Source organism: Thermus neutrinimicus, assembly GCF_022760955.1.
Classification (GTDB): Bacteria; Deinococcota; Deinococci; order Deinococcales; family Thermaceae; genus Thermus; species Thermus neutrinimicus.
This window is the reverse complement of the sequence record NZ_JAKTNU010000001.1, coordinates 135,102-153,945: the sequence shown is the minus strand read 5'-3', so window position 1 is coordinate 153,945 and position 18,844 is coordinate 135,102. Positions and strand designations below refer to the sequence as shown.

General features: G+C 67.6%; 20 protein-coding genes. 9 read left to right on the top strand and 11 right to left on the bottom strand.

The genetic code is table 11. The features are described from left to right. Positions 1 to 2: 2 nt before the first annotated feature. The gene (locus L0C59_RS00800) at positions 3 to 701 is read left to right on the top strand and encodes a glucodextranase DOMON-like domain-containing protein (protein ID WP_243089259.1); all 699 of its coding nucleotides are present in this window, start codon (positions 3 to 5) and stop codon (positions 699 to 701) included. On the opposite strand, the gene L0C59_RS00795 is transcribed toward L0C59_RS00800, so the two are convergent. From L0C59_RS00795 to L0C59_RS00785, 3 genes are read right to left on the bottom strand one after another with little or no spacing between them, the layout of a single operon-like run. Beyond that, complete coding sequence (locus tag L0C59_RS00795) at positions 698 to 1,018, bottom strand: DUF3208 domain-containing protein (RefSeq protein WP_243089258.1); 321 nt, start codon at positions 1,016 to 1,018, stop codon at positions 698 to 700. The two genes, L0C59_RS00800 and L0C59_RS00795, sit on opposite strands and share 4 nt — an antisense overlap. A gap of 4 nt (positions 1,019 to 1,022) precedes the next feature. Then, complete coding sequence (gene alr / locus L0C59_RS00790) at positions 1,023 to 2,123, bottom strand: alanine racemase (protein WP_243089257.1); 1,101 nt, start codon at positions 2,121 to 2,123, stop codon at positions 1,023 to 1,025. Position 2,124: 1 nt separating this feature from the next. Next, complete coding sequence (locus tag L0C59_RS00785) at positions 2,125 to 4,251, bottom strand: primosomal protein N' family DNA-binding protein (RefSeq protein WP_243089256.1); 2,127 nt, start codon at positions 4,249 to 4,251, stop codon at positions 2,125 to 2,127. Positions 4,252 to 4,272: 21 nt separating this feature from the next. Here L0C59_RS00785 and L0C59_RS00780 point away from each other — a divergent pair, with 21 nt between their 5' ends. The 5 genes from L0C59_RS00780 to L0C59_RS00760 all read left to right on the top strand — a co-directional run bounded on the left by L0C59_RS00780 (position 4,273) and on the right by L0C59_RS00760 (position 10,026). After that, the gene (locus tag L0C59_RS00780) at positions 4,273 to 5,322 is read left to right on the top strand and encodes an MFS transporter (RefSeq protein WP_243089255.1); all 1,050 of its coding nucleotides are present in this window, start codon (positions 4,273 to 4,275) and stop codon (positions 5,320 to 5,322) included. A 40-nt stretch (positions 5,323 to 5,362) separates the two neighbouring features. After that, on the top strand, positions 5,363 to 6,022 hold the full coding sequence (locus L0C59_RS00775; protein ID WP_243089254.1) for a DUF5639 domain-containing protein: 660 nt from the start codon (positions 5,363 to 5,365) through the stop codon (positions 6,020 to 6,022). A gap of 127 nt (positions 6,023 to 6,149) precedes the next feature. Then, positions 6,150 to 7,211: a phenylalanine--tRNA ligase subunit alpha gene (gene pheS / locus L0C59_RS00770; RefSeq protein WP_243089253.1), complete on the top strand. Its 1,062-nt coding sequence runs from the start codon at positions 6,150 to 6,152 to the stop codon at positions 7,209 to 7,211. Next, complete coding sequence (gene pheT, locus L0C59_RS00765) at positions 7,208 to 9,556, top strand: phenylalanine--tRNA ligase subunit beta (protein WP_243089252.1); 2,349 nt, start codon at positions 7,208 to 7,210, stop codon at positions 9,554 to 9,556. Before pheS ends, pheT begins: the two co-directional genes overlap by 4 nt. A gap of 14 nt (positions 9,557 to 9,570) precedes the next feature. Next, positions 9,571 to 10,026 (top strand): hypothetical protein, encoded by a 456-nt coding sequence (locus tag L0C59_RS00760; RefSeq protein WP_243089251.1) that lies wholly within the window; start codon positions 9,571 to 9,573, stop codon positions 10,024 to 10,026. Between the two features lie 6 nt (positions 10,027 to 10,032). Here L0C59_RS00760 and pfkA read toward each other — a convergent pair whose 3' ends face one another. The 5 genes from pfkA to L0C59_RS00735 all read right to left on the bottom strand — a co-directional run bounded on the left by pfkA (position 10,033) and on the right by L0C59_RS00735 (position 13,583). Next, the gene (gene pfkA, locus L0C59_RS00755) at positions 10,033 to 11,001 is read right to left on the bottom strand and encodes a 6-phosphofructokinase (protein WP_243089250.1); all 969 of its coding nucleotides are present in this window, start codon (positions 10,999 to 11,001) and stop codon (positions 10,033 to 10,035) included. Beyond that, positions 10,998 to 11,810 (bottom strand): 16S rRNA (cytidine(1402)-2'-O)-methyltransferase, encoded by an 813-nt coding sequence (rsmI, locus tag L0C59_RS00750; protein ID WP_243089249.1) that lies wholly within the window; start codon positions 11,808 to 11,810, stop codon positions 10,998 to 11,000. Before rsmI ends, pfkA begins: the two co-directional genes overlap by 4 nt. A gap of 1 nt (position 11,811) precedes the next feature. Then, complete coding sequence (locus L0C59_RS00745) at positions 11,812 to 12,309, bottom strand: TFIIB-type zinc ribbon-containing protein (protein ID WP_243089248.1); 498 nt, start codon at positions 12,307 to 12,309, stop codon at positions 11,812 to 11,814. A gap of 82 nt (positions 12,310 to 12,391) precedes the next feature. Further along, positions 12,392 to 12,922, bottom strand: coding sequence for an inorganic diphosphatase (locus L0C59_RS00740; RefSeq protein WP_243089247.1), 531 nt, complete (start codon positions 12,920 to 12,922; stop codon positions 12,392 to 12,394). Between the two features lie 10 nt (positions 12,923 to 12,932). Further along, positions 12,933 to 13,583: a glycerophosphodiester phosphodiesterase gene (locus L0C59_RS00735; RefSeq protein WP_243089246.1), complete on the bottom strand. Its 651-nt coding sequence runs from the start codon at positions 13,581 to 13,583 to the stop codon at positions 12,933 to 12,935. A 23-nt stretch (positions 13,584 to 13,606) separates the two neighbouring features. Here L0C59_RS00735 and L0C59_RS00730 point away from each other — a divergent pair, with 23 nt between their 5' ends. From L0C59_RS00730 to L0C59_RS00720, 3 genes are read left to right on the top strand one after another with little or no spacing between them, the layout of a single operon-like run. Next, positions 13,607 to 14,251 (top strand): YcxB family protein, encoded by a 645-nt coding sequence (locus tag L0C59_RS00730; RefSeq protein ID WP_243089245.1) that lies wholly within the window; start codon positions 13,607 to 13,609, stop codon positions 14,249 to 14,251. Then, positions 14,224 to 14,532 carry a ComEA family DNA-binding protein gene (locus tag L0C59_RS00725; RefSeq protein ID WP_243089244.1) on the top strand — a complete coding sequence of 103 codons (309 nt, stop codon included), beginning with the start codon at positions 14,224 to 14,226 and terminating at the stop codon, positions 14,530 to 14,532. Before L0C59_RS00730 ends, L0C59_RS00725 begins: the two co-directional genes overlap by 28 nt. Continuing rightward, a complete protein-coding gene (locus tag L0C59_RS00720; protein ID WP_243089243.1) occupies positions 14,533 to 16,578 on the top strand; it encodes a DNA internalization-related competence protein ComEC/Rec2 in 2,046 nt (681 codons plus the stop codon). It begins immediately after the preceding gene. On the opposite strand, the gene L0C59_RS00715 is transcribed toward L0C59_RS00720, so the two are convergent. From L0C59_RS00715 to rsmG, 3 genes are read right to left on the bottom strand one after another with little or no spacing between them, the layout of a single operon-like run. Further along, positions 16,566 to 17,378: a ParB/RepB/Spo0J family partition protein gene (locus L0C59_RS00715; RefSeq protein WP_243089242.1), complete on the bottom strand. Its 813-nt coding sequence runs from the start codon at positions 17,376 to 17,378 to the stop codon at positions 16,566 to 16,568. The two genes, L0C59_RS00720 and L0C59_RS00715, sit on opposite strands and share 13 nt — an antisense overlap. Then, positions 17,362 to 18,114 carry a chromosome-partitioning ATPase Soj gene (gene soj / locus L0C59_RS00710; protein ID WP_243089241.1) on the bottom strand — a complete coding sequence of 251 codons (753 nt, stop codon included), beginning with the start codon at positions 18,112 to 18,114 and terminating at the stop codon, positions 17,362 to 17,364. The genes L0C59_RS00715 and soj overlap by 17 nt, the downstream gene beginning before the upstream one ends. Beyond that, positions 18,108 to 18,836, bottom strand: a complete 729-nt coding sequence (gene rsmG / locus L0C59_RS00705) for a 16S rRNA (guanine(527)-N(7))-methyltransferase RsmG (protein ID WP_243089240.1) — start codon at positions 18,834 to 18,836, stop codon at positions 18,108 to 18,110. The genes soj and rsmG overlap by 7 nt, the downstream gene beginning before the upstream one ends. Between the last annotated feature and the right edge of the window lie 8 nt (positions 18,837 to 18,844).

Below are 18,844 nucleotides of genomic sequence, written 5' to 3'. Positions count from 1 at the left end.
GCGTGCTGTTCCTCTTCCAGGACCCCCTGGGCGACGACCAAGGCCTGGCCTACCTCTATCCCCGGGCCGCCCTTTTCCAGGAGGCGGGGGAGGGCTATGCTGACCTCCTGGCCCTGGCGGGGGAAGAACGGGAGGGGAGGCTGGTCCTAAGGGTACGGCTGAGCCGCTACCCGAACCCCCTCGAGGGTCCTTTGGGCTTCAGCCTGGCCACGGTGGTCCTCTGGCTGGACACGGGGGAGGGGGGAGAGGAAACCCTGCTCCCCGGGCTTTCCACCCCCCACGGCCAGGGCTTTGAGGCGGCCTATGTCCTCACGGGGTTTGGCGGGGAAAAGCGCACCCCCACCGGGGAACGGACGCCCCTGAGGGTGTGGCGGGAAGGGGACTGGGTGGCGGTGGACACCGGGCTTCCCCCGGGGCCTTACGGTTACTACGGGGCCGTGGGCCTCTTTGATCCCTTTGCCCCCTGGTACCTGCGACCCACCAGCCCCGAAGGGGGCCCCTGGACCCTGGGGGCCCCCCCGGGAAGCCCCCCGGTGGTGGACCTTCTGGCGGAAGACCCCCGGGACCAAGTGAGGGCCTACGAAACCGGAATCCTAAAGCCCCTAAGGCCCAAGGGGTTGGCCCTTAGGAGGGAAAGCCTTCTGGCCTTTGCCCTGGGTGGGGCCTCCCTCCTCCTGGCCTTTCTCCTCCGCAAGGGCTAGAGGGGGCGCAGGTCCTCCAAAAGAAGCCAGCCCACCTCCCGGGGAAGCCCCTCCAACATCCCCTGAAGGATGGGGGCCAGGGCCTGGGCCACGGGCTTCAAGGCCTCGGGTGCCTCCTCGGTGAGGAGGAGAAGGGTGAGCTGGTAGAAGCGCTGGGTGTGGGTGGGGGTGCCGTCCTCAAAGAAGGGCGTGGGGGGCGGCACCTCGTCCAGGAGAAGCCTGGCCCCTTCCACCTCCTGGGGAAGGAGGCCCATGGGGTCCAGGGCAAGCCCCCGGGGATGCCAGAGGTAGCCCTGGAAAAGGCGCACCGCCTGCACCCCTTTAGTTTAGAACCTCCCGCACCTCCTCCCCGTAGCGATAAACCCTGGGAAGCCTCCGGGAAAGGTGCACCGCCACCTCATAAGGGATGGTCCCCCGGGCCTCGGCCCAGGCGCAAAGCCCCGTGGGGCCGAAATCCGGGGAGAGCACCTCCAAGACCGCCTCCAGGGGCCAGGGCCCCGGGGAAAGGACCGTGGTCTGGTCCATGGAGATGCGGCCCGCCACCGGGTAAAGGCCTCCTTCGGGGCCCTTCACGAAGCGCACCGCCCCCCGGGGGAGGCCATCGGCATAACCCACGGGCAAGGTCAAAAGCCACTCCCCACCCCGGGCCACGTACTCCCCTCCGTAGCCCACCCGGTCACCCGCCTTGAGCCTCTTCACCAGGGTGGGCCGGGCACGGAGGCGGAGGATGGGCTTTAGGCCGAAGCCCGGGATGAGGCCATAGAGGGCAAGGCCAACCCGCACGTTCTCCCCCCCGTGGAGGAGAAGCCCGTGGGAGTTTTCCAGGTGGTAGAAGGGGCCTTCCCCCAAAGCCTCCTTCACCCTTTGGAAACGGCTTCTTTGCACCTCGAGGAAGGCCTCGTCCTCCCCAGCGGTGGCCAGGTGGGAATAGACTCCCTCCACCCTTATCCCCAGGGCTTCCACGGCCCGTAGGGCCTCCTTGGCCTTTTCCCAGGGGAAGCCCACCCGGTTCATCCCCGTGTCCACCTTGAGGTGGGCCCTAGGCCTAATCCCCAGGGCCTGGGCCCTTCCCGCCAGGGCCTGGGCCGCCTCGAGGGTGGAAAGGGTGGGCACCAGGCCCAGGCGCAGGGCCTCTTCCGCCTCCAAGGGGTGGAGGCTACCCAAGAGGAGGATCTCCCCGGCCACACCCCCATGCCTTAGGGCCTTTCCCTCCCCCACCGTGGCCACCGCCACCCGCCTGGCCCCCTTTTGGAAGAGGAACCGGGCCAGGGGCAGGGCCCCATGCCCGTAGGCCTCGGCCTTGAGGACGGGAATGACCTCCCCCCTGGCCTTGGCCTTAAGGAGAAGCCAGTTGGCCTCGAGGGCCTTGAGGTCCACCTCTATCCAGGCGCGGGCCTCCAAGGACGCCACGGCGTGCTCCATGCTAATCCTCCAAAAGCCCCACAAAGCGGTGGGGATCGGGGTCCAGCTTGAAGCGACGGCGGTCCAGGCGGGAAAGAAGCTCCCTAAGCCGCTCCGTGCTTCCCTTTAGGAGGAGGTGGAAGACGTACAGCCCCTTCACCCGGGGCACCGGGCCAGGGGCCGGGCCCAGCACCTCCCCCTCCCGGGCCACCCCCTTCAGGGCGGAGAGGAGGGCATAGGCCTCCTCGAGGGCCCGCTCCTCCTTGCGGTGGGCCACCTCCAGCTTCACCATCCGCACCTTGGGGGGGTAGTCCAGGGCCTCCCGCAGGGCCTTTTCCCTCCAGGGGAAGGCCTCCACGCTTCCCTGCAAAAGCGCCTCGTGGGCTGGGTGGTCGGGGGTGTAGGTCTGGAGGACCAGAAGGGGCCTTCTTCCCGGCCTCAGCTCGGTAAGGGCCCAAAGCAGGCGATGGTACCGCTCGGCGGCGCGGAAGTCGGCATCGTAGAGGAAGCCATCCGCATAGGGCAGGAGGACCAAGGCCAGCTCGGGGAGCACCGGGCCCCGGAGTAAGGCGGTGGTGCCCACCACCACCCCAGGCTCCCCCGCAAGAAGGGGGCCCAGGTCGTCCTTCCCCTCCTTGGAGTAGCGGTACACGGGCAGGGAAAGGCGCCCCTTCAGCTCCTCCTCTAGCCACTCCAGCCCCGGCCCCTTGGGCTCGAGGAGGGGGGAGCCACACTCCGGGCACAGGGCCGGGGGAGGCTGGCGGTGGCCGCACTGGTGGCAGACCAGCTCTCCCTTTCCCCCCTTGTGGTAGCGCAAGGGAAGGGCGCAGTTGGGGCAGGTGGGCTTGTACCCGCAGTCAGCGCAGAGGAGGAGGGCGCTATAGCCCAGGCGGGAAGAAAGGACCAGGGCCTGCCGCCCTTTCTCCTCCACCTGCCTTAGAAGGGCCCAGGCCCTGCCCGCAAGGGGATACCCCTTTTCCCTCCTCAGGTCCACCAGGAGAAGCCTCGGCCTGGGCACGGGAAAGGCCAGGCCCGGCTTTTCCAAGACCTCCACCGCGGGAACCAGGGAAAGGTAGGTGAGGGGCACGCCCAAAAGCCTGGCCCTTAGCTCCGCCAAGGGGGGTACAAAGGCCCTGCTTCCCGAGGGAAGCTTGTAGCTTTCGCTACCCTCCTCCACCACCACCAGGGAATCCGGGGTGAAGGGGAGGAGTAGCCCGCCATAGGTGGCGAAAACCAAGCCCCCGGGATTTCGAAAAAGGGCCTCCCGCGCCTCCCGGGAAAGGCCCCCGTGGTAGGGCCTAGCCTGGGGAAAGTGGCGAAGGAAGCGCTCCAAAAGGCTCACCTCGGGGAAGAGGACCAGGTGGCTTCCCGCGCTCACCAGGCCCGCCAGGAGGCGCATCCTCTCCCCAAACCTTCCCCCGTTGAGCCTCTCTGGCCTTTCCGGCAGGAAAAGGGGTTCCAGGGGTTCGCCCTGGGGGGAGGGTTCCCTGGGGGCTCCGTAACCGATATACCCCTCGGCGAGAAGCCTCTTTACCCGGCCCACCCCCACCCCGGCGGCCCGGGCCAAGGCCGCCAGGCTCTCCGCCTGCCCCAAGGAGCGGAGCACCTGCAAGATGGCGTCCAAAAGGGGCTCGGGATGGCGCTCCTGCAAGGGGAGGAGGACCCGTCTCCCCTCCTTGAAGCCCACCTCCTCCTGCAAAACCCCAGCCTCCCGCAGGTAATCCAAGAGCCTGGGGTCAAAGCCCTTGGCCTCCTGCCAGGTGATAAGGCTCTCCAGCCCCTTGGGCAGAAGGGCTGGGTCCGCCCCCGGGTAGAGGCGCACCCGGTGCTTTAGCTCGGGGAAAGGGGGCAGGAAATCGGCAAGCACCTGGCCCAAGGGGGCAAAGAGGTAGCGGGCGGCCTCCTCCAGGAAAAGGATCTCCTCCGGGCGCAGATAGGGCCTCGAGTCCAGGTAGGCGATGGCATGCCGTAGGGCATGGCTCGGCCTGCCACCTTCCCCCACCACCACCCCCACCCGCACCTCCCCTCGCCAGGGCACCGCCACCCGCTTCCCCAGGGCCTCTTCCCCATCTACCCCCTTTGGGCCCAGGGGGGGCAGGTAGGTCATGGGGGGAAGGGGCAGGGGCAAGGCCACCTGAAGAAGGCGCATGCTGACCATAGGATAAGGGGGATGGGGTGGGCGGTGGCGCTCTCTGGGGTAGCCCTCTACAGCACCCTCTACGCGGTGGTGCCCCTGTTGCCCCTTCTGGAAAAACTCTTCGCGGCTTCTCCGGGGGCCGCAGGGCCAGGCATGGGCCTCCCCCTCTTGCTTCTGGTCCTCCTTTCCCCTTGGGTACCCCGCCTGGGCCTGCCCGCGGGTACCCTGTTGGGCGGGGGCCTTCTTTTGGTGGGCCTAGGGGGGGTGCTGGGGGCCCTTAGCCCGAGCCTTTTCCTGTGGACCCTTTGCCGCATCCTCCAAGGAGTGGGGGCTGCCCTCGTGCCCACCCTGGCCATCGCCCTCATCCCCCTCCTCTTCCCGCAGAAGGCCTGGGAGATGGCCGGGGTGTACATGGCGGGGAACGTTCTGGGCGGGGGCCTGGGCCGGGTGCTGGCGGGGGTTTTGGCGGACGTGGTCGGGGTGAGGGAGGCCCTCCTCCTCCTTTCCCTGCCCGCCCTTCTCCTGGGCCTCGCCCTCCTCCGGGCTCCCGCGGGGCTTCCCTCCCTGGGCAGGCCAAGATACGACCTTTCCGCCTTCCCCCTGTACCTGGTGGGCGCGGTCCTCCTTTTCCTGAACCTTTTCCTGGCCAACCTTCTCCCCTACCGCCTCCTGGAACTGGGCTTCCGCCCAGGGGAGGTGGGGCTCGTGTACCTGGCCTACCTTTTCGGCATCCCAGGAAGCGCCCTTTCCGGACCCCTGGCCCGCCGGTTCGGGGCGGTAGCCACCTTTCGCCTGGCCTTCTCCCTGGTCCTCCTCGCCCTGGGGCTCCTGCTCCTGCCACCCCTAGGCCTGGTCCTGGGGTTCGTGCTCCTGATGGCCGCCCTCTTCACCGCCCAAAGCCTGGCCTCGGGTGCCGCGGGAAGAAGGGGCGCGGGGGTAAGCGGCACCTACGTGGCCGCCTTCTACCTGGGAGGCACTCTGGCAGGGCTCCTTTATCCCCTTTTTCTCCATAGCTTCCCCTTGGCGGTGGCGGTGGGGATGGCCCTGGGCCTGGTCGCCCTCCTCCTGGCCCCCGTCAGGTAGTCCCTTTTTGCTGGGGGCCTTCGCCCGCTACCATAACCCCATGGAGCTCCACGCTGCCGACCAGTACCTGGTGGCCCCCGGGGAAGCCGGGCTTCTTTCCGTGTACGAAAGGCTATCCGGCACGCGGCTTTACCCCCCTTTCCCCCCGGTGGAACTCCCCGGCGGGGTAGGGGGGCTTGTGGAACGGGGGGGCTTTGGCCAGACCTTCTTCTTTCCCGCAGAAGTCCTGGGCCTGACCTTTAAGACCCCTAGGGGAAGGGTGGTGCGGGCCGGGGGGGTGGTGGTGAAGAACGTGCAGGGCTACGACCTGGTACGCCCCTTTGTGGGAAGCTTTGGCCTGTTGGGACAGGCCCTCGAGGTGGTCTTCCGCCTGAGGCCGGGGCAGGCCTCCGTCTTTTTAAAGAAGCCCTTTGCTGGAGAGTTTCCGGAGCTTACCCCCAGCCCCCGCTTCCTCTTCGCCCTCCTGGAAGAAGGGAGGTGGTGGCTTTACGCCTTCCACTTCGGCCACGAGAAGGAGGTAGCCCGCTTCCAAGAGGCCTTCGGCGGGGCGGAGGCCAGACCCCTGGACCTTAGGCCCCTCTTCCCCCAGGGGATGGGGGTGGGGGAGGGTCCCTTGAGGGACCTCCGCTTTTCCTGGGCGGATGGGGGCAGGGCCCCAAAGCCCCCCGAGGCCTTCCAGAAGCTTGCCCAAGCGCTTTAGGATCTAAGGTTCCCGCCTGGGAATCAAAAGGGTAGACAGGGACTATTTTCCGGCCTTTCTGGGAGTAGGGGCACCTGCCCCGCCCTTGCCCCCCACGCCAAGGACGGGGCAGGGTATTCTCTAAAGGATGCGGGAGCTCGAGCAAGAAGCCCTAGCCGCCATCCAAGAAGCCCAGGACCTCGAGGCCCTAAAGGCCCTGAGGGCCCGCTACCTGGGCAAAAAGGGCCTCCTCACCCAGGAGATGAAGGCCCTTGCCAGCCTTCCCCTGGAGGAAAGGAAAGAAAAGGGCCAGATCCTGAACGCCCTTAAGGAGGTCATCGAAAGGGCCCTGGAGGAGCGGGAAAAGGCCCTGGTGGAAGAGGAGCTGAAAAGGGCCCTGGAAAGGGAGCGCCAGGATGTCTCCTTACCCGGGGTGGAGGTCTTTTCCGGGGGGCTCCACCCCATCACCCTCATGGAGCGGGAGCTGGTGGAGATCTTCCGCTCCCTGGGCTACCAGGCGGTGGAAGGCCCCGAGGTGGAAAGCGAGTTCTTCAACTTCGACGCCCTGAACATCCCCGAACACCACCCGGCCCGGGACATGTGGGACACCTTCTGGCTAGAAGGGGAAGGGCACAGCCTCCCCGGCCCCTTGGGGGAGGAGGTGAGGGGAAGGCTCTTGCTTCGCACCCACACCTCCCCCATGCAGGTGCGCTACATGGTGGCCCACACCCCCCCCTTCCGCATCGTGGTGCCGGGGCGGGTTTTCCGCTTCGAGCAGACCGACGCCACCCATGAGGCGGTCTTCCACCAGCTGGAAGGCCTGGTGGTGGGGGAAGGGATCACCATGGCCCATCTGAAGGGGGCCATTTACGAGCTGGCCCAGGCCCTCTACGGCCCCGAGTCCCGGGTGCGCTTCCAACCCGTGTACTTCCCCTTTGTGGAGCCCGGGGCCCAGTTCGCCATCTGGTGGCCCGAGGGAAGGAAGTGGCTGGAGCTGGGGGGGGCCGGGATGGTCCACCCCAAGGTCTTCCAGGCGGTGGACGAGTACCGAGGAGCCTTGGGCCTCCCTCCCGCGTACCAGGGGGTCACGGGCTTCGCCTTTGGGCTCGGGGTGGAGCGCCTGGCCATGCTTCGCTACAACATCCCCGACATCCGCTACTTCTTCGGGGGAAGGCTTAAGTTCTTGGAGCAGTTCCGGGGGATTTTATGAGGGTGCCCTTTACCTGGCTGAAAAGCTACGTGCCCGAGCTGGAAAGCCCCGAGGTGCTGGAGGAGCGGCTAGCAGGCCTCGGTTTTGAAACCGACCGCATGGAGAGGATCTTCCAGATGCCCAAAGGCGTGGTCTACGCCCAGGTCCTCGAGGCCCACCCCATCCCCGAAACCCACCTGAAACGCCTGGTCCTGGATGCGGGAAGGGTGGTGGAGGTGGTCTCGGGGGCGGGAAACGCCCGCGCGGGGATCGGGGTGGCCCTGGCCCTTCCCGGCACGGAGGTAAAGGGGCTCAAAGTCGGGGAAAGGACCATCCAGGGGGTGGTCTCCCACGGCATGGCCCTCTCCCCCAGGGAGCTGGGGGTGGGAGAGTACGGCGGCGGGCTCCTGGAGTTCCCCCCCGGTGCCCTTCCCCCCGGCACCCCCCTGGCCGAGGCCTGGCCGGAAGAGGTGGTGCTGGACATAGAGGTCACCCCCAACCGGCCGGATGCCCTGGGAATCCTGGGCCTGGCCTTGGACCTCCACGCCTTGGGCTACAGCCTGGTCCTGCCCCAGGTGCGGCTGGAAACGGAGAAGGTTCCCCTACCCTTTGGCCTCAGGGTGGATGACCCCCAAGGGGCCCCCCACTTCACCCTTTCCTACGCCTCCGGCCTCCAGGTGGGGCCAAGCCCCCTCTGGTTACAGCGGATCCTTTTCGCCTGCGGGATGAGGCCCATAAGCAACGTGGTGGACGTCACCAACTACGTGATGCTGGAGCGGGCCCAGCCCATGCACGCCTTTGACCTCCGCTTCGTGGGGGAGGGAATCCTGGTGCGCCGGGCCAAGCCCGGGGAACGGCTCGTCACCCTGGACGGGGTGGAAAGGGAACTCCACCCGGAGGACCTGGTGATCGCCGGCTACCGGGGTGAGGAAAGCTTCCCCCTCGGCCTTGCCGGGGTCATGGGGGGTGCGGAAAGCGAGGTGAAGGAGGACACCCGGGCCATCGCCCTGGAGGTGGCCCAGTTTGACCCCGTTTCCATCCGCAAAACCGCCAGGCGGCATGGCCTCCGCACCGAGGCCAGCTACCGCTTCGAGCGGGGGGTGGACCCCTTGGGCCAGGTACCCGCAGCCCAAAGGGCCCTAAGCCTCCTCCAGACCCTGGCGGGGGCCCGGGTGGCGGAGACCATCCTGGAGGAAGGAAGCCCCCAGGCGCCTAGGCCCATCCCCTTTCGCCCCGATTACGCCAACCAGCTCCTCGGGACCCAGTACCCGGAGGAGGAGCAGCTTGCCATCCTAAGGCGCCTGGGCTGCCGGGTGGAGGGGGAGGGTCCCTACCGGGTCACACCCCCAAGCCGCCGCCTGGACCTCGAGCTGGAAGAGGACCTGGTGGAGGAGATCGCCCGAATCCAGGGCTACGAGACCATTCCCCTGGACCTTCCCGCCTTCTTCCCCGCCCCCGATAACCGGGGGGTGGAAAGGCCCTACCAAAGGGAGCGCCGCCTGCGGGAGCTCCTTTCGGGCCTGGGCTTCCAGGAGGTTTACACCTACAGCTTCATGGACCCGGAGGAGGCCTCCCTCTTCCGCCTCTCCCCACCCCCCTGGCGCCTCAAAAACCCCTTGAGTCCGGAAAAAGCTGCCCTTAGGACCCACCTCTTCCCCGGCCTCCTAAAGCTCCTTCGGGAGAACCTGGCCCTGGACCGCCCGGAAAGGGCCCTCCTCTTTGAGGTGGGCAGGGTTTTCACCAAGGAGGGGCCTTGGGCCAGGGAGGAAACCCACCTGGCAGGCCTCCTCTTCGGGGAAGGCCTGGGGCTTCCCCATGGGGAGAAACTCTCCGGCTACGCCCTTCTCAAAGGGCTTTTGGAGGCCCTCTTAGACCAACTGGGCCTGGACCTAGGGGTGGAGGCCCATCCCTACCCCTTCCTCCACCCCGGCGTCTCGGGGAAGGTGTGGGTGGCCGGGGAGGAAAAGGGGTTCCTGGGCCAGGTGCACCCGGAGATCCTCAAGGCCTTGGAGCTTCCCCCAGTCCATATCTTTGAGCTTTCCCTACCCCTCCCCGAGAGGCCCTTCCGCTTCCAGGACCCCTCCCGCTACCCCTTAGCCCTCAGGGACCTGGCGGTGGTGGTTCCCGAGGCCACACCCTACGGGGAGGTGGAGGCCCTCCTGCGCCAAGCGGCGGGGCCCTACCTGGAAAGCCTTCGGCTCTTTGACCTCTACCAGGGCCCGCCCCTTAGGGAAGGGGAGAAAAGCCTGGCCTTCCACCTGCGCTTCCGCCATCCCCAGCGCACCCTCAAGGACGAGGAGGTGGAGGAGGCCATGGCCCGCCTGCTGGCGGCCTTAAGGGCCCGGGGCTGGGATATCCGGGGCTAGGGTAGACTGGGGGCATGCTCACCTGGGTGGACCTCCTGGCTCTCCTAAGCCTGGCCGTGGCCCTGGCCTGGGGCTACCGAAGTGGCCTCCAAGGGGCCTTCGCCGGGCTTGGGGTGGTGCTCTACCTCCTCTTGGCCCAGGCGGGGTTTGCCGGCCCCTGGTGGGGTTTGGGCCTGGGGATCGCCCTGGGGCTTTTAGCCAAAAGCCTCCCCCTTCCCTCCCTTTCCCAGGGCCTCGAGGTCCTCCTGGGCTCCCTGGGAGGGCTCCTTTTGGGCCTATTTCTGGCCCTGGCCATCTGGACCGGCTATCCCTGGGAAAAAACCGCCGCCGGAAGCCTCCGCTACCCCTCCCTCAACCTTCCCACCGCGGTATACGACGGGGTGAGCCAAAGCCCCTTCGGCCGGGAAGCCTTCCACCTGGCCTGGTCCTCCCCCTGGCTCAGGCGGGGCCTCGGCCTAGGCCAGCCGTAAGGCCACCTAGAGGGCCAAAACCCGCGATAGGGCCAAAAGGGTGCGGTTGATGTCCTTCTTGCGCTCCACCGCCTCCTTGAGGGGGGTGAGCTCCACCTCCCCCTCCACCTCCCCCACCATGACCCCACTGGTCCCCCCGGCCAAGGCCTCCACCGCCGCCGCCCCCAGGCGGCTGGCCAGGATGCGGTCCTTGGCGGTGGGGCTCCCGCCCCGCTGGATATGGCCCAGGACCGTGACCCGGGCCTCCACCGGCACGTGCTCCCTAATGGCGGCAAGAAGCCCCGCGGCCCCTCCAGGGTAGGCCCCTTCCGCCACCACCACGATGGAGCTGGACTTACCCCGGCGTAGGGACTCCAGAAGCCCCTCGGCGATGGCCCTGGGGTCCACGGGCTCCTCGGGCACGGCGATCACCTCGGCCCCCCCGGCCAGCCCCACATCCAAGGCGATGAATCCAGAGTCCCGCCCCATGACCTCGATGAAGAAGACCCGCTCGTGGCTGGCCGCGGTGTCTCGGATGCGGTCTATGGCCTCGAGGGCCGTGTTCACCGCGGTGTCAAAGCCGATGGTGTAGTCGGTGCCGTAGAGGTCGTTGTCGATGGTGCCGGGCACCCCCACCACGGGAATCCTGTGCTCCTCCAAAAGCCGCATGGCCCCGCGGAAGGTACCATCCCCCCCGATGGCCACCAGGCCCTCGATCCCCGCCGCTTTGAGCCTCTCCGCCGCCTTGACCCTTCCCTCCTCCGTCAGGAACTCCTGGCTCCTTGCGGTGAGGAGGATGGTCCCCCCCCGCTGGAGGATGTTGGCCACATCCCGCACCCCCAAGGGCACCATCTCCCCCAGGACCATGCCCGCATAGCCCCGGCGGATGCCGATCACCTCGAGGCCCAAGGCATAGGCCTGGCGCACCACGGCCCTGATGGCCGCATTCATCCCCGGGGCATCGCCGCCGGAAGTAAACACCCCTATGCGCTTCATTCCCCCTCCTCCAATGGCTCCTTCTCCCCTTTCAGGGCCAGGCGATAGGCCTCGTTCCTGGGAACCCCCCTCTCCAGAAGGGCCCGGAAAAGCTCCTTGCCCTTAAGGCCCTGGGCCTTCAGCTCCTCCAAGGCCCGCTTGGCCTCCACAGGGGGCGCCTCCTTGGGCCCCAGCACCAGGACGAACTCGCCCCTAGGGTTTTGAAAGTGCCTCCAGGCCTCCTCCAGGGGGCCCCGGAAGATCTCCTCGTGCACCTTGCTGATCTCCCGGGCCACGGCCACGGGGTGCTTTGGGCCATAGACGGAGACGAGATCCTCCAGGGTCCTCTGCAGGCGATGGGGGCTTTCGTAAAGCACCGCGGTCCTCCCTTCCCGGGCCAGGGCCAGAAGCCGCTCCTTGCGCTCCCTGCCCCCCTTGGGCAGAAATCCCTCAAAGGTGAAGCGGTGGGTGGGCAGGCCCGAGGCCACCAAGGCGGGGATAAGGGCGGTGGGGCCCGGAAGCGCTTCCACCCGCCAGCCCCATTCTAACGCCAGGCGCACCAGCTCCGCCCCGGGATCGGAGATGCCCGGGGTGCCGGCATCGGTGGCGTAGGCCACGAAAGCGTAAGGGGAAAGGAGTTCCTTGGCCCTTCCCAGCGTGTGCTGGTCCAGGCGCAGGGTAGGGGTAGGGATGCCGTAGTGGCGGAGGAGGAGCCCGGTACGCCGGGTGTCCTCACAGGCCACCACCTCCACCTCCTGAAGCACCCTCAGGGCCCGCAGGGTGATGTCCTCCAGGTTGCCGATGGGGGTGGGTACCAGGACCAGGCGCACCTTAGAGGAGTAGGGGCTTTAGAAGCTCCTGGACCTCGCGAAAGGTGAACTGGTACACCGAGCCCGAGGGCAGGGTGAACTCCAAGAGGTCCGGGCTTCCCGGGAAAAGGACGCGGCGCAGGGCCATGGGGCCCTGGTCGGTTTCCACGTGGGCCGTCAGGTAGTCGGGCTCCAGGTTGGGCTCATCCTCGGCTTCCTTAGGGGGTTCCTCCCCCACCCCCTCCTCCAGGCGGCGCAGGGCCTCCAGGAGGTCGGCCTTAAGGGTCCGCACCTCCTCCTCCAGGGTACCGTCGGAAAAGATCAGAACCGCCTCTTCCCCCTCCCCATAAGCGGTAAGCCCCCAAAGGGCCTCCCCTTCCTCCTCGGGGGGGGCCTCCACCAGCTCCAGGGTACCGTCGGAAAGCAGGCGCAAAACCGCCCCGCAGGCCTCGCAGTCCACGAGGTCCCCCGCCTTGTATCCCTCTAGCTCCAGGGTTTCCCCGCATGCCGGGCAGACCATAAGCCTCCTCCAACCCCATTGTAGGCCCAAAAAAAGGCCTGGCCCCTGGGCCAGGCCACGCGGCTTCTCCCGGGGACGGGCCTCAACGGGTCCCGTAGCGGGCGATGCAGGCCCTCACCTCCTCCAAGGCGGCCTGCCGGTCCCGCCAGCCGGTGACCCTCACCCACTTGCCCTTCTTGGCCTCGAGGGCCTTGTAGGTCTCAAAGAAGTGCTGGATCTCCTGCCTCACCCCCTCGGGCACATGGGCGATGTCCTGGATGTGGTCCAGGCGCTGGTCCTCCGCCACCACCCCGATGACCTTAGCGTCCCCACCCTTCTCGTCCTCCATGAGGAGGAGGCCCACCACCCGCACCTCCACCACCACCCCGGGCAAGAGGGGGTAGGTGGAAAGGACAAGGCCGTCCAGGGGATCCCCATCCTCGGCCAGGGTGGAGGGAATGAACCCGTAGTCCCCGGGATAGAACTGGGCTCCGGGGAGAACCCGGTCCAGCTTGATAACCCCAAGGTCCGGATCGTACTCGTACTTGTTCCCGGAACCCCTGGGCACCTCGATGACCATGTTCACCACCTCGGGCGCACCCTTACCCACGGGAAGGCTCTTCAGGTTCACCATAGCCCCCCCATTATACGAGGACCTCCGGGAAATCGGTCACCAGGGCATCCACGCCCCAGCCGGCAAGCTCTTGGGCTTGCTGGCGGCGGTTCACCGTCCAGGCCAGGATCCGGTAGCGGGCCTTAAGCTCCCTGACCTTGTCCTCCGTGAGCAAGGAAGCCTCGGGATGCACCCACTCCACCCCCAGGCAGGGGGCCAGGGCCTCGGCCTCCACGTGCTGGTAAAGCAGGCCCAGGGGCCCCACCCCAAGCCGTTTAAGGCGCACCAGGGCCAAGGGATCGAAGGAGCTCACCCATATCCTTTCCGAGGGGTAGCGGGCCAGAAGCCTGGCCAAGGCCTCCTCCCGGCCGTCGGTCTCCGGGGGAAGGCTTTTCAGCTCCACGTTGATCCAGACCCCGGGGAAGGCCCTTAGCACCTCCTCGAGGGGGGGCACGTAGGCCGGGAGCTCCTTAGAGGAAATTCCGCTAATAGGGACGCCTCCTAGGGTGAAGTCATGGTGCACCACCAACACCCCATCCCGGGTGAGGTGCACGTCCAGCTCAAATCCATCCAACCCGGCCTCCAAGGCCTGGCGAAAGGCCTCCAGGGTATTTTCCACATAGGCCTGGGCCCCGCCTGCCGCCAGGCGAGGGGCGCCGCGGTGTCCCAAACGCAAGGGCACGAGGGCAAGTATACAATGGGGCCATGGGCAAGTATGAAACGGAGTTTTCCCGCCTGGGTGAGGAAGCCCTGGCCAAGCTGGAAGGGCCGGGTGGCTTTCTGGCCGTCACCGAGGCCCACCTGGTCTTCGTGGACGACACGGGGATTAGGCGCCTGGAGCTTTCCAGGATCCGCCGGGTGGGCAAGGGGGAGGCCGGTACCCTGCTGGTGCAAGGGGAGGGGGACTCCCTGGTCCTCCCCCTGAAGGCCTTCCCCTTGGAGGAGCTAAAGGCCTTTCTGGAGGGGTTGAAACCCCACGTGGCCCGGGCCCGCAAGGCCACCTCGGCCCAAGGCCCGAAAGCTTCTCTGACGCAGGAAACCGCGCCCCCACCCCCTCCTCCCGAGCCCGCCAAGGCCCCGGTGTGGGAGGAGGAACCCCCTCCCAAGCGGGACTCGGTGGAGCTGGCTCCGGAGCCGGAATCCCCTCCCCCAGCCCCCATGGCCAAGGCCGGAGGAGGGAGAAACCCTTTGGCCCTCCCCTTAAAGGTCCTCTCCCTCCTCACCCTGGCCTACACCGTGGCCTTCGTGGCCCTGAACCCCGGGGCGGATCCTTGGGTCTTGGCCGGGGTTCTCCTAGGCGGGCTGGGGCTGGCCTTGACGGAGTGGTCCTCGTCTACCTCCTCGCGGTAGCCCTCCTGGGCCTCTTCAACCTTTGGCCCAAGCTGGTCCCCAGGCCCCAGCCGGTGCGGGTGGAAACCCTGGTGGAGGCCAGCTTCCAGCCCCCAGCCCCTGAACCCATCAGCCTGAACCAGGCGAGCCTCGAGGAGCTCATGGCCCTTCCCGGGGTCGGCCCAGTGCTGGCCCAGAGGATCCTGGAGGGAAGGCCCTACGCTCAGGTGGAGGACCTCCTGAGGGTCAAGGGCATAGGCCCTGCCACCCTGGAGCGGCTCAGGCCCTACGTGCGCCCCTAGATGAGCCTCGCTGCCCTTCTCCAAACCCCTGGCGTGGGCCTGGGGCTAGGAGGGCTTTTGGGGGCCTGGGGCCTGCTCCAACCCGGGGTCTTCGGGGTAGCCTTGGTCCTCCTCCCCTTCCTCCGCCTCCCCTTGGCCTTGGGGATAACCCTGGTGGTCCTGAGGGGCCTCCTTCTCCCCGTCCCCGAGCCCCCCTACGGGGTGCGCCTGGAAGGGACCTTCCAGGTGGAGGGAGGGTTTACCACCAGGGACGGGCACCGGCTGTGGGTGAAGCACTTCCCGCCCCTGGAGGGGGGTTCTTACCGCCTAAAGGGATATCTGGCCCCACCGGAAGGCAGGCGGAACCCGGGCGGGTTCGACCAGAGGACGTGGCTCTTGGCCCAAGGGGTGAAGGGGGTGTTTCACGTGGAACGGGCGGAGCTCCTGGCCCCCCTGCCGGACCCGCGAAGGGGCTTTAGGGAACGCCTGGCCCAAGGGCTGAGCCCCGGGGTCAAGGAGGTCATGGAGGGCCTGACCCTGGGGGAAAAGAAGGGGCTCGAGGAGGCCTACCTGTGGTTCCAAAGGGCAGGCCTGGCCCACCTCCTGGCCCTATCCGGCCTGCACGTGGGCTTCCTGGTGGCAAGCCTCCTCCTGGCCTTCACCCCCTTTGGCCGCTGGCGGTACCTTTTGGCCCTCCTGGCCCTACCCCTGTACCTCTGGCTGGCGGGTGCTAGCCCCTCCTTGGTGCGGGCCAGCCTGATGGCAGGCTTCTCCCTCCTGGGCCTCTTCTTGGGCCTAGGGGCCGCCGGGGTGCTCCAGGCCCTGGGCCTTGCCCTCTTCCTCCAACTCCTCTGGCTCCCCCAGGGCCTCCTTAGCCTTTCCCTGCAGCTTTCCTACCTGGCGGTGCTGGGCCTTGCCCTGGTCCTGTCTCCCCTCCGTCTCCCCCAGGGAATACGGGGGTACCTCCTGGGAACCCTCCTGGCCAGTTTAGCCGCCCAGACCTTCCTCGTTCCCCTCCTCCTCCACCGGTTCGGCTTCCTCCCCCTCCTCTCTCCCCTCATCAACCTTCTAGCCCTCCCCCTGGTGGCCCTCCTGGTACCCCTGGGTGTCCTGAAACTTCTCCTGGGGGGCCTCCTCGCCCCCCTGGTGGAACCCCTGGCCCAGGCCCTGCTCCTTTTGGCCCAACTCTCCAGCCAAGGCCCCCTTCTCCGATGGGGGGAGATCTCCCCTATGGGTTTCGCCCTCTATTACCTGGGGCTCCTCCCGCCCCTCCTTGCCCTTTACCGGCACCTCCCTTGGCGGAAGGCCCCCCTCCTAACCAGCCTCCCCCTCCTCCTTAGCCTCCTTTCCGCCTGGCCCAAGCCCTTGGACCTCTGGGCCTTGGACGTGGGCCAAGGAGATGCCCTTTTGGCCCGCCTGGGCGGGGCCGAAGTGCTGGTGGATGGTGGGAGGCCGGAGCAGGGGGAGAAGGTGGTGCGCGCCCTGAGGGCCTTGGGGGTGCAGGCCCTCGAGGTCCTGGTGGCCACCCACCCCGACGCCGACCACTACGGGGGCCTCCTAAGGGTGGTGGAGGAGGTGCCCGTCGGCCTCGCCCTCCTTTCCCCCGCCTTTACCCAGGATCACCCCCTGGTTCAGGCCCTTCGGGCCAGAGGGGTGCCCCTCCTCTTCCCCGGGACGGGAAGCCGCCTCCGGGTGGGAAGGGGTAGCCTCGAGGTCCTCTGGCCATCCCACCGGCACCCCACCGATGACCCTAGCGGCTTGGTCCTCCTCCTGGACTTCTCCGGGCCCAAGGCCCTTCTCCTTGCGGATGTGCCCCAGGAGGTGGAGAAAAGGCTAAGCCCACCACGGGTGGCAGTGGTCAAGGTGAGCCACCACGGCTCCCGCACGGGCACGGACGAGGCCCTCCTGGCACGCATCCAGCCCCAGATGGCCTTGATAGGGGTGGGGAGGAACCCCCACGGCCACCCTCACCTCGAGGTCCTGGAGCGCCTGGCCCACCACGGGGTAAAGGTCTACCGCACCGACCAACACGGGGCGGTGCGGGTCCTTTTCGGCTACGCCTGGTAACCCAGGCGTCGCAAAAGGGCCTCCAGCTCCTCTAGGGAACGGTAGTGGATGACCACCTTCCCCTTCCTGCCCCCCACCACCTTCACCGGCAGGCCCAGGTGCCGGGAAAGCTCCAGGGAAAGGGGGGAAGGTTCCTGGGCCTTGCGCTCCCGTTCCCGAACCAAGCGCTCCCGCAAGGCTTCCGCCTGCCGCACGGAAAGCCCCTTGTCTAGGATCTCCTTCAGTCCCCAAAGCCGGTCCTCGGGCTCCAGCATCAAAAGGGCCCGGGCATGGCCCGCGCTGATGAGCCCCTGGTCTAGGGCCTCTAGCACCTCCTGGGGAAGCTGGAGCAACCTTAAGGCGTTGGCCACCGTGGAGCGGGCCTTGCCCACCCGCTTGGCCACCTCCTCCTGGGTGAGGCCCAGACCCAGGAGGGCCTGGTAACCCCGGGCCTCCTCCAGGGGAGTGAGATCCTCCCGCTGCAGGTTTTCCACCAGGGCCACCTCCATGGCCTCCTGGTCCGTGAGGTCACGGATGAGGACGGGAACCTCCTTTAGGCCCGCCATCTCCGCCGCCCTAAGGCGCCTCTCCCCGGCCACCAGCTCGTACCCCTCCCCCTTGGGGCGGACCAGCAGGGGCTGAAGCAGCCCTTTCTCCCGGATGGAAGCCGCCAGCTCCTCCAGGCTCTCTTGGGCGAACCTGCGGCGGGGCTGGTGGGGGTTGGGCCGGATGGCGGACAGGGGAAGCCGGACCACCCCCCCGCCCCCCTTGGGCAGGAGGGCCTCGAGGCCCCTCCCCAAGCCGCTAGCCTTCTTGGACACGAGCGATCACCTCCTCAGCCAAACGGCGGTAGGCGTGGGCACCCGGCGAGGTGGGGGCGTGCTGGGCGATGGTCCTGCCAAAGCTCGGGGCCTCCGCCAGCCGCACGTTCCGGGGTACCACCGTCCAGAACACCTTCTCCCCAAAGTGGGCCCGAAGCTGGGCCTCCACCTGTTGCGACAAAAGGGTTCGGCCGTCGTACATGGTGATGAGGATGCCGAGAAGCCTAAGGCGCGGGTTCAGGCGGGTGCGCACCTCGTCCAGGGTGGAGAGCAACCCCGCCACCCCCTCGAGGGCGTAGTACTCCGCCTGCACCGGGACCACCACCCCGTGGGCCGCCGCCAGGGCACCCACGGTTAGGGCCGAAAGGCTCGGGGGTACGTCCAAAAGGGTGATCTCGTACCCCTCGTCCCGCAAGGCCTCCCCCAGGGCCCAGGGCCTTTCCAAGAGCTCCACCGTGGCCCCCACCAGCTCCGGGGTAGCGGGCAACAGGTGGAAACCGTCCACGGGGTGCACCAAGGCCTCCAGGGGCTCCCCCTGCAGCAACTGGTAAACCCCCCTCTCGGGCCTTAGCCCAAGGCCGCTGGTGGCGTTCATCTGGGGGTCAAGGTCCACCAGGAGCACCCTCTTTCCCATGCGGGCCAGGTAGGCGGCCAGGTTGATGGCGCTGGTGGTCTTACCCACCCCCCCCTTTTGGTTCACCAAGGCGATCCGCCGTAACACCTTGGACCCTAGCATAAAGGATTTTTCTCGGGCACCCCCGGCCGCCGGGGATACCTGGCCGGGGTAGAGGCCTCCTTGGCCACCACCACCAGGCTCCGCTCCTCCTGGGCCACGGGAAGGAGCAGGGTGTGGAGGGTGGCCGGACCGCCTCCCAAGAGGGCAAGGGCCTTGGGTAAGGAGGCCAGCTCCTCCGCCACCCTTGGGCCCTTCTGCGCCACCATATACCCTCCCAAGGCCACGAAGGGCAGGCCCAGTTCCACCAAGACGCAAAGGGGGGCCACCGCCCGGGCCACCACCCGCCCGTAGGCCTCCCGGTGCTCGGGCAGGTGGGCCAGCTCCTCCGCCCGGCCCCAAAGGGGATAGGCGCCCTTCAACCCCAGGGCCTCCACCGCCTGGGACACGAAGGCCACCTTCTTCTTGGTGGCGTCCAGGAGGGTGACCTCCAGCTCAGGGCGCACGATCTTCAGGGGAATCCCGGGAAACCCCGCCCCCGTCCCCAGGTCCAGCACCCGCCATGGCCCTTGGAAGAGGGGCAGGGTGAGGAGGGTTAGGGAGTCCAGGAAATGCTTGACCACCACCTCCTCCTCCGTGCGCAAAGCCGTGAGGTTCGTGCGCCGGTTGGCCTCCATGAGGAGGTCGTAAAGGCGGGAGAAGGCGGGAAGGTGCGCCTCGAGGTCCAGCCCCAAGCCCCGCCCCCCTTCCAGAAGGAGCTGGATGCCCTTAGGGCTCAGGCCCATCCCCGCCT

What these genes read in the sequence shown, in the direction of transcription:
- pheS (WP_243089253.1), top strand. Translation starts at nt 6,150, where the DNA reads ATGCGGGAGCTCGAGCAAGAAGCCCTAGCCGCCATCCAAGAAGCCCAG.
- soj (WP_243089241.1), bottom strand. Translation starts at nt 18,114, where the DNA reads ATGCTAGGGTCCAAGGTGTTACGGCGGATCGCCTTGGTGAACCAAAAG.
- alr (WP_243089257.1), bottom strand. Translation starts at nt 2,123, where the DNA reads ATGGAGCACGCCGTGGCGTCCTTGGAGGCCCGCGCCTGGATAGAGGTG.
- rsmG (WP_243089240.1), bottom strand. Translation starts at nt 18,836, where the DNA reads ATGGGCCTGAGCCCTAAGGGCATCCAGCTCCTTCTGGAAGGGGGGCGG.
- pheT (WP_243089252.1), top strand. Translation starts at nt 7,208, where the DNA reads ATGAGGGTGCCCTTTACCTGGCTGAAAAGCTACGTGCCCGAGCTGGAA.
- L0C59_RS00785 (WP_243089256.1), bottom strand. Translation starts at nt 4,251, where the DNA reads ATGCGCCTTCTTCAGGTGGCCTTGCCCCTGCCCCTTCCCCCCATGACC.
- L0C59_RS00780 (WP_243089255.1), top strand. Translation starts at nt 4,273, where the DNA reads ATGGGGTGGGCGGTGGCGCTCTCTGGGGTAGCCCTCTACAGCACCCTC.
- pfkA (WP_243089250.1), bottom strand. Translation starts at nt 11,001, where the DNA reads ATGAAGCGCATAGGGGTGTTTACTTCCGGCGGCGATGCCCCGGGGATG.
- L0C59_RS00760 (WP_243089251.1), top strand. Translation starts at nt 9,571, where the DNA reads ATGCTCACCTGGGTGGACCTCCTGGCTCTCCTAAGCCTGGCCGTGGCC.
- L0C59_RS00730 (WP_243089245.1), top strand. Translation starts at nt 13,607, where the DNA reads ATGGGCAAGTATGAAACGGAGTTTTCCCGCCTGGGTGAGGAAGCCCTG.
- L0C59_RS00720 (WP_243089243.1), top strand. Translation starts at nt 14,533, where the DNA reads ATGAGCCTCGCTGCCCTTCTCCAAACCCCTGGCGTGGGCCTGGGGCTA.
- L0C59_RS00775 (WP_243089254.1), top strand. Translation starts at nt 5,363, where the DNA reads ATGGAGCTCCACGCTGCCGACCAGTACCTGGTGGCCCCCGGGGAAGCC.
- L0C59_RS00740 (WP_243089247.1), bottom strand. Translation starts at nt 12,922, where the DNA reads ATGGTGAACCTGAAGAGCCTTCCCGTGGGTAAGGGTGCGCCCGAGGTG.
- L0C59_RS00745 (WP_243089248.1), bottom strand. Translation starts at nt 12,309, where the DNA reads ATGGTCTGCCCGGCATGCGGGGAAACCCTGGAGCTAGAGGGATACAAG.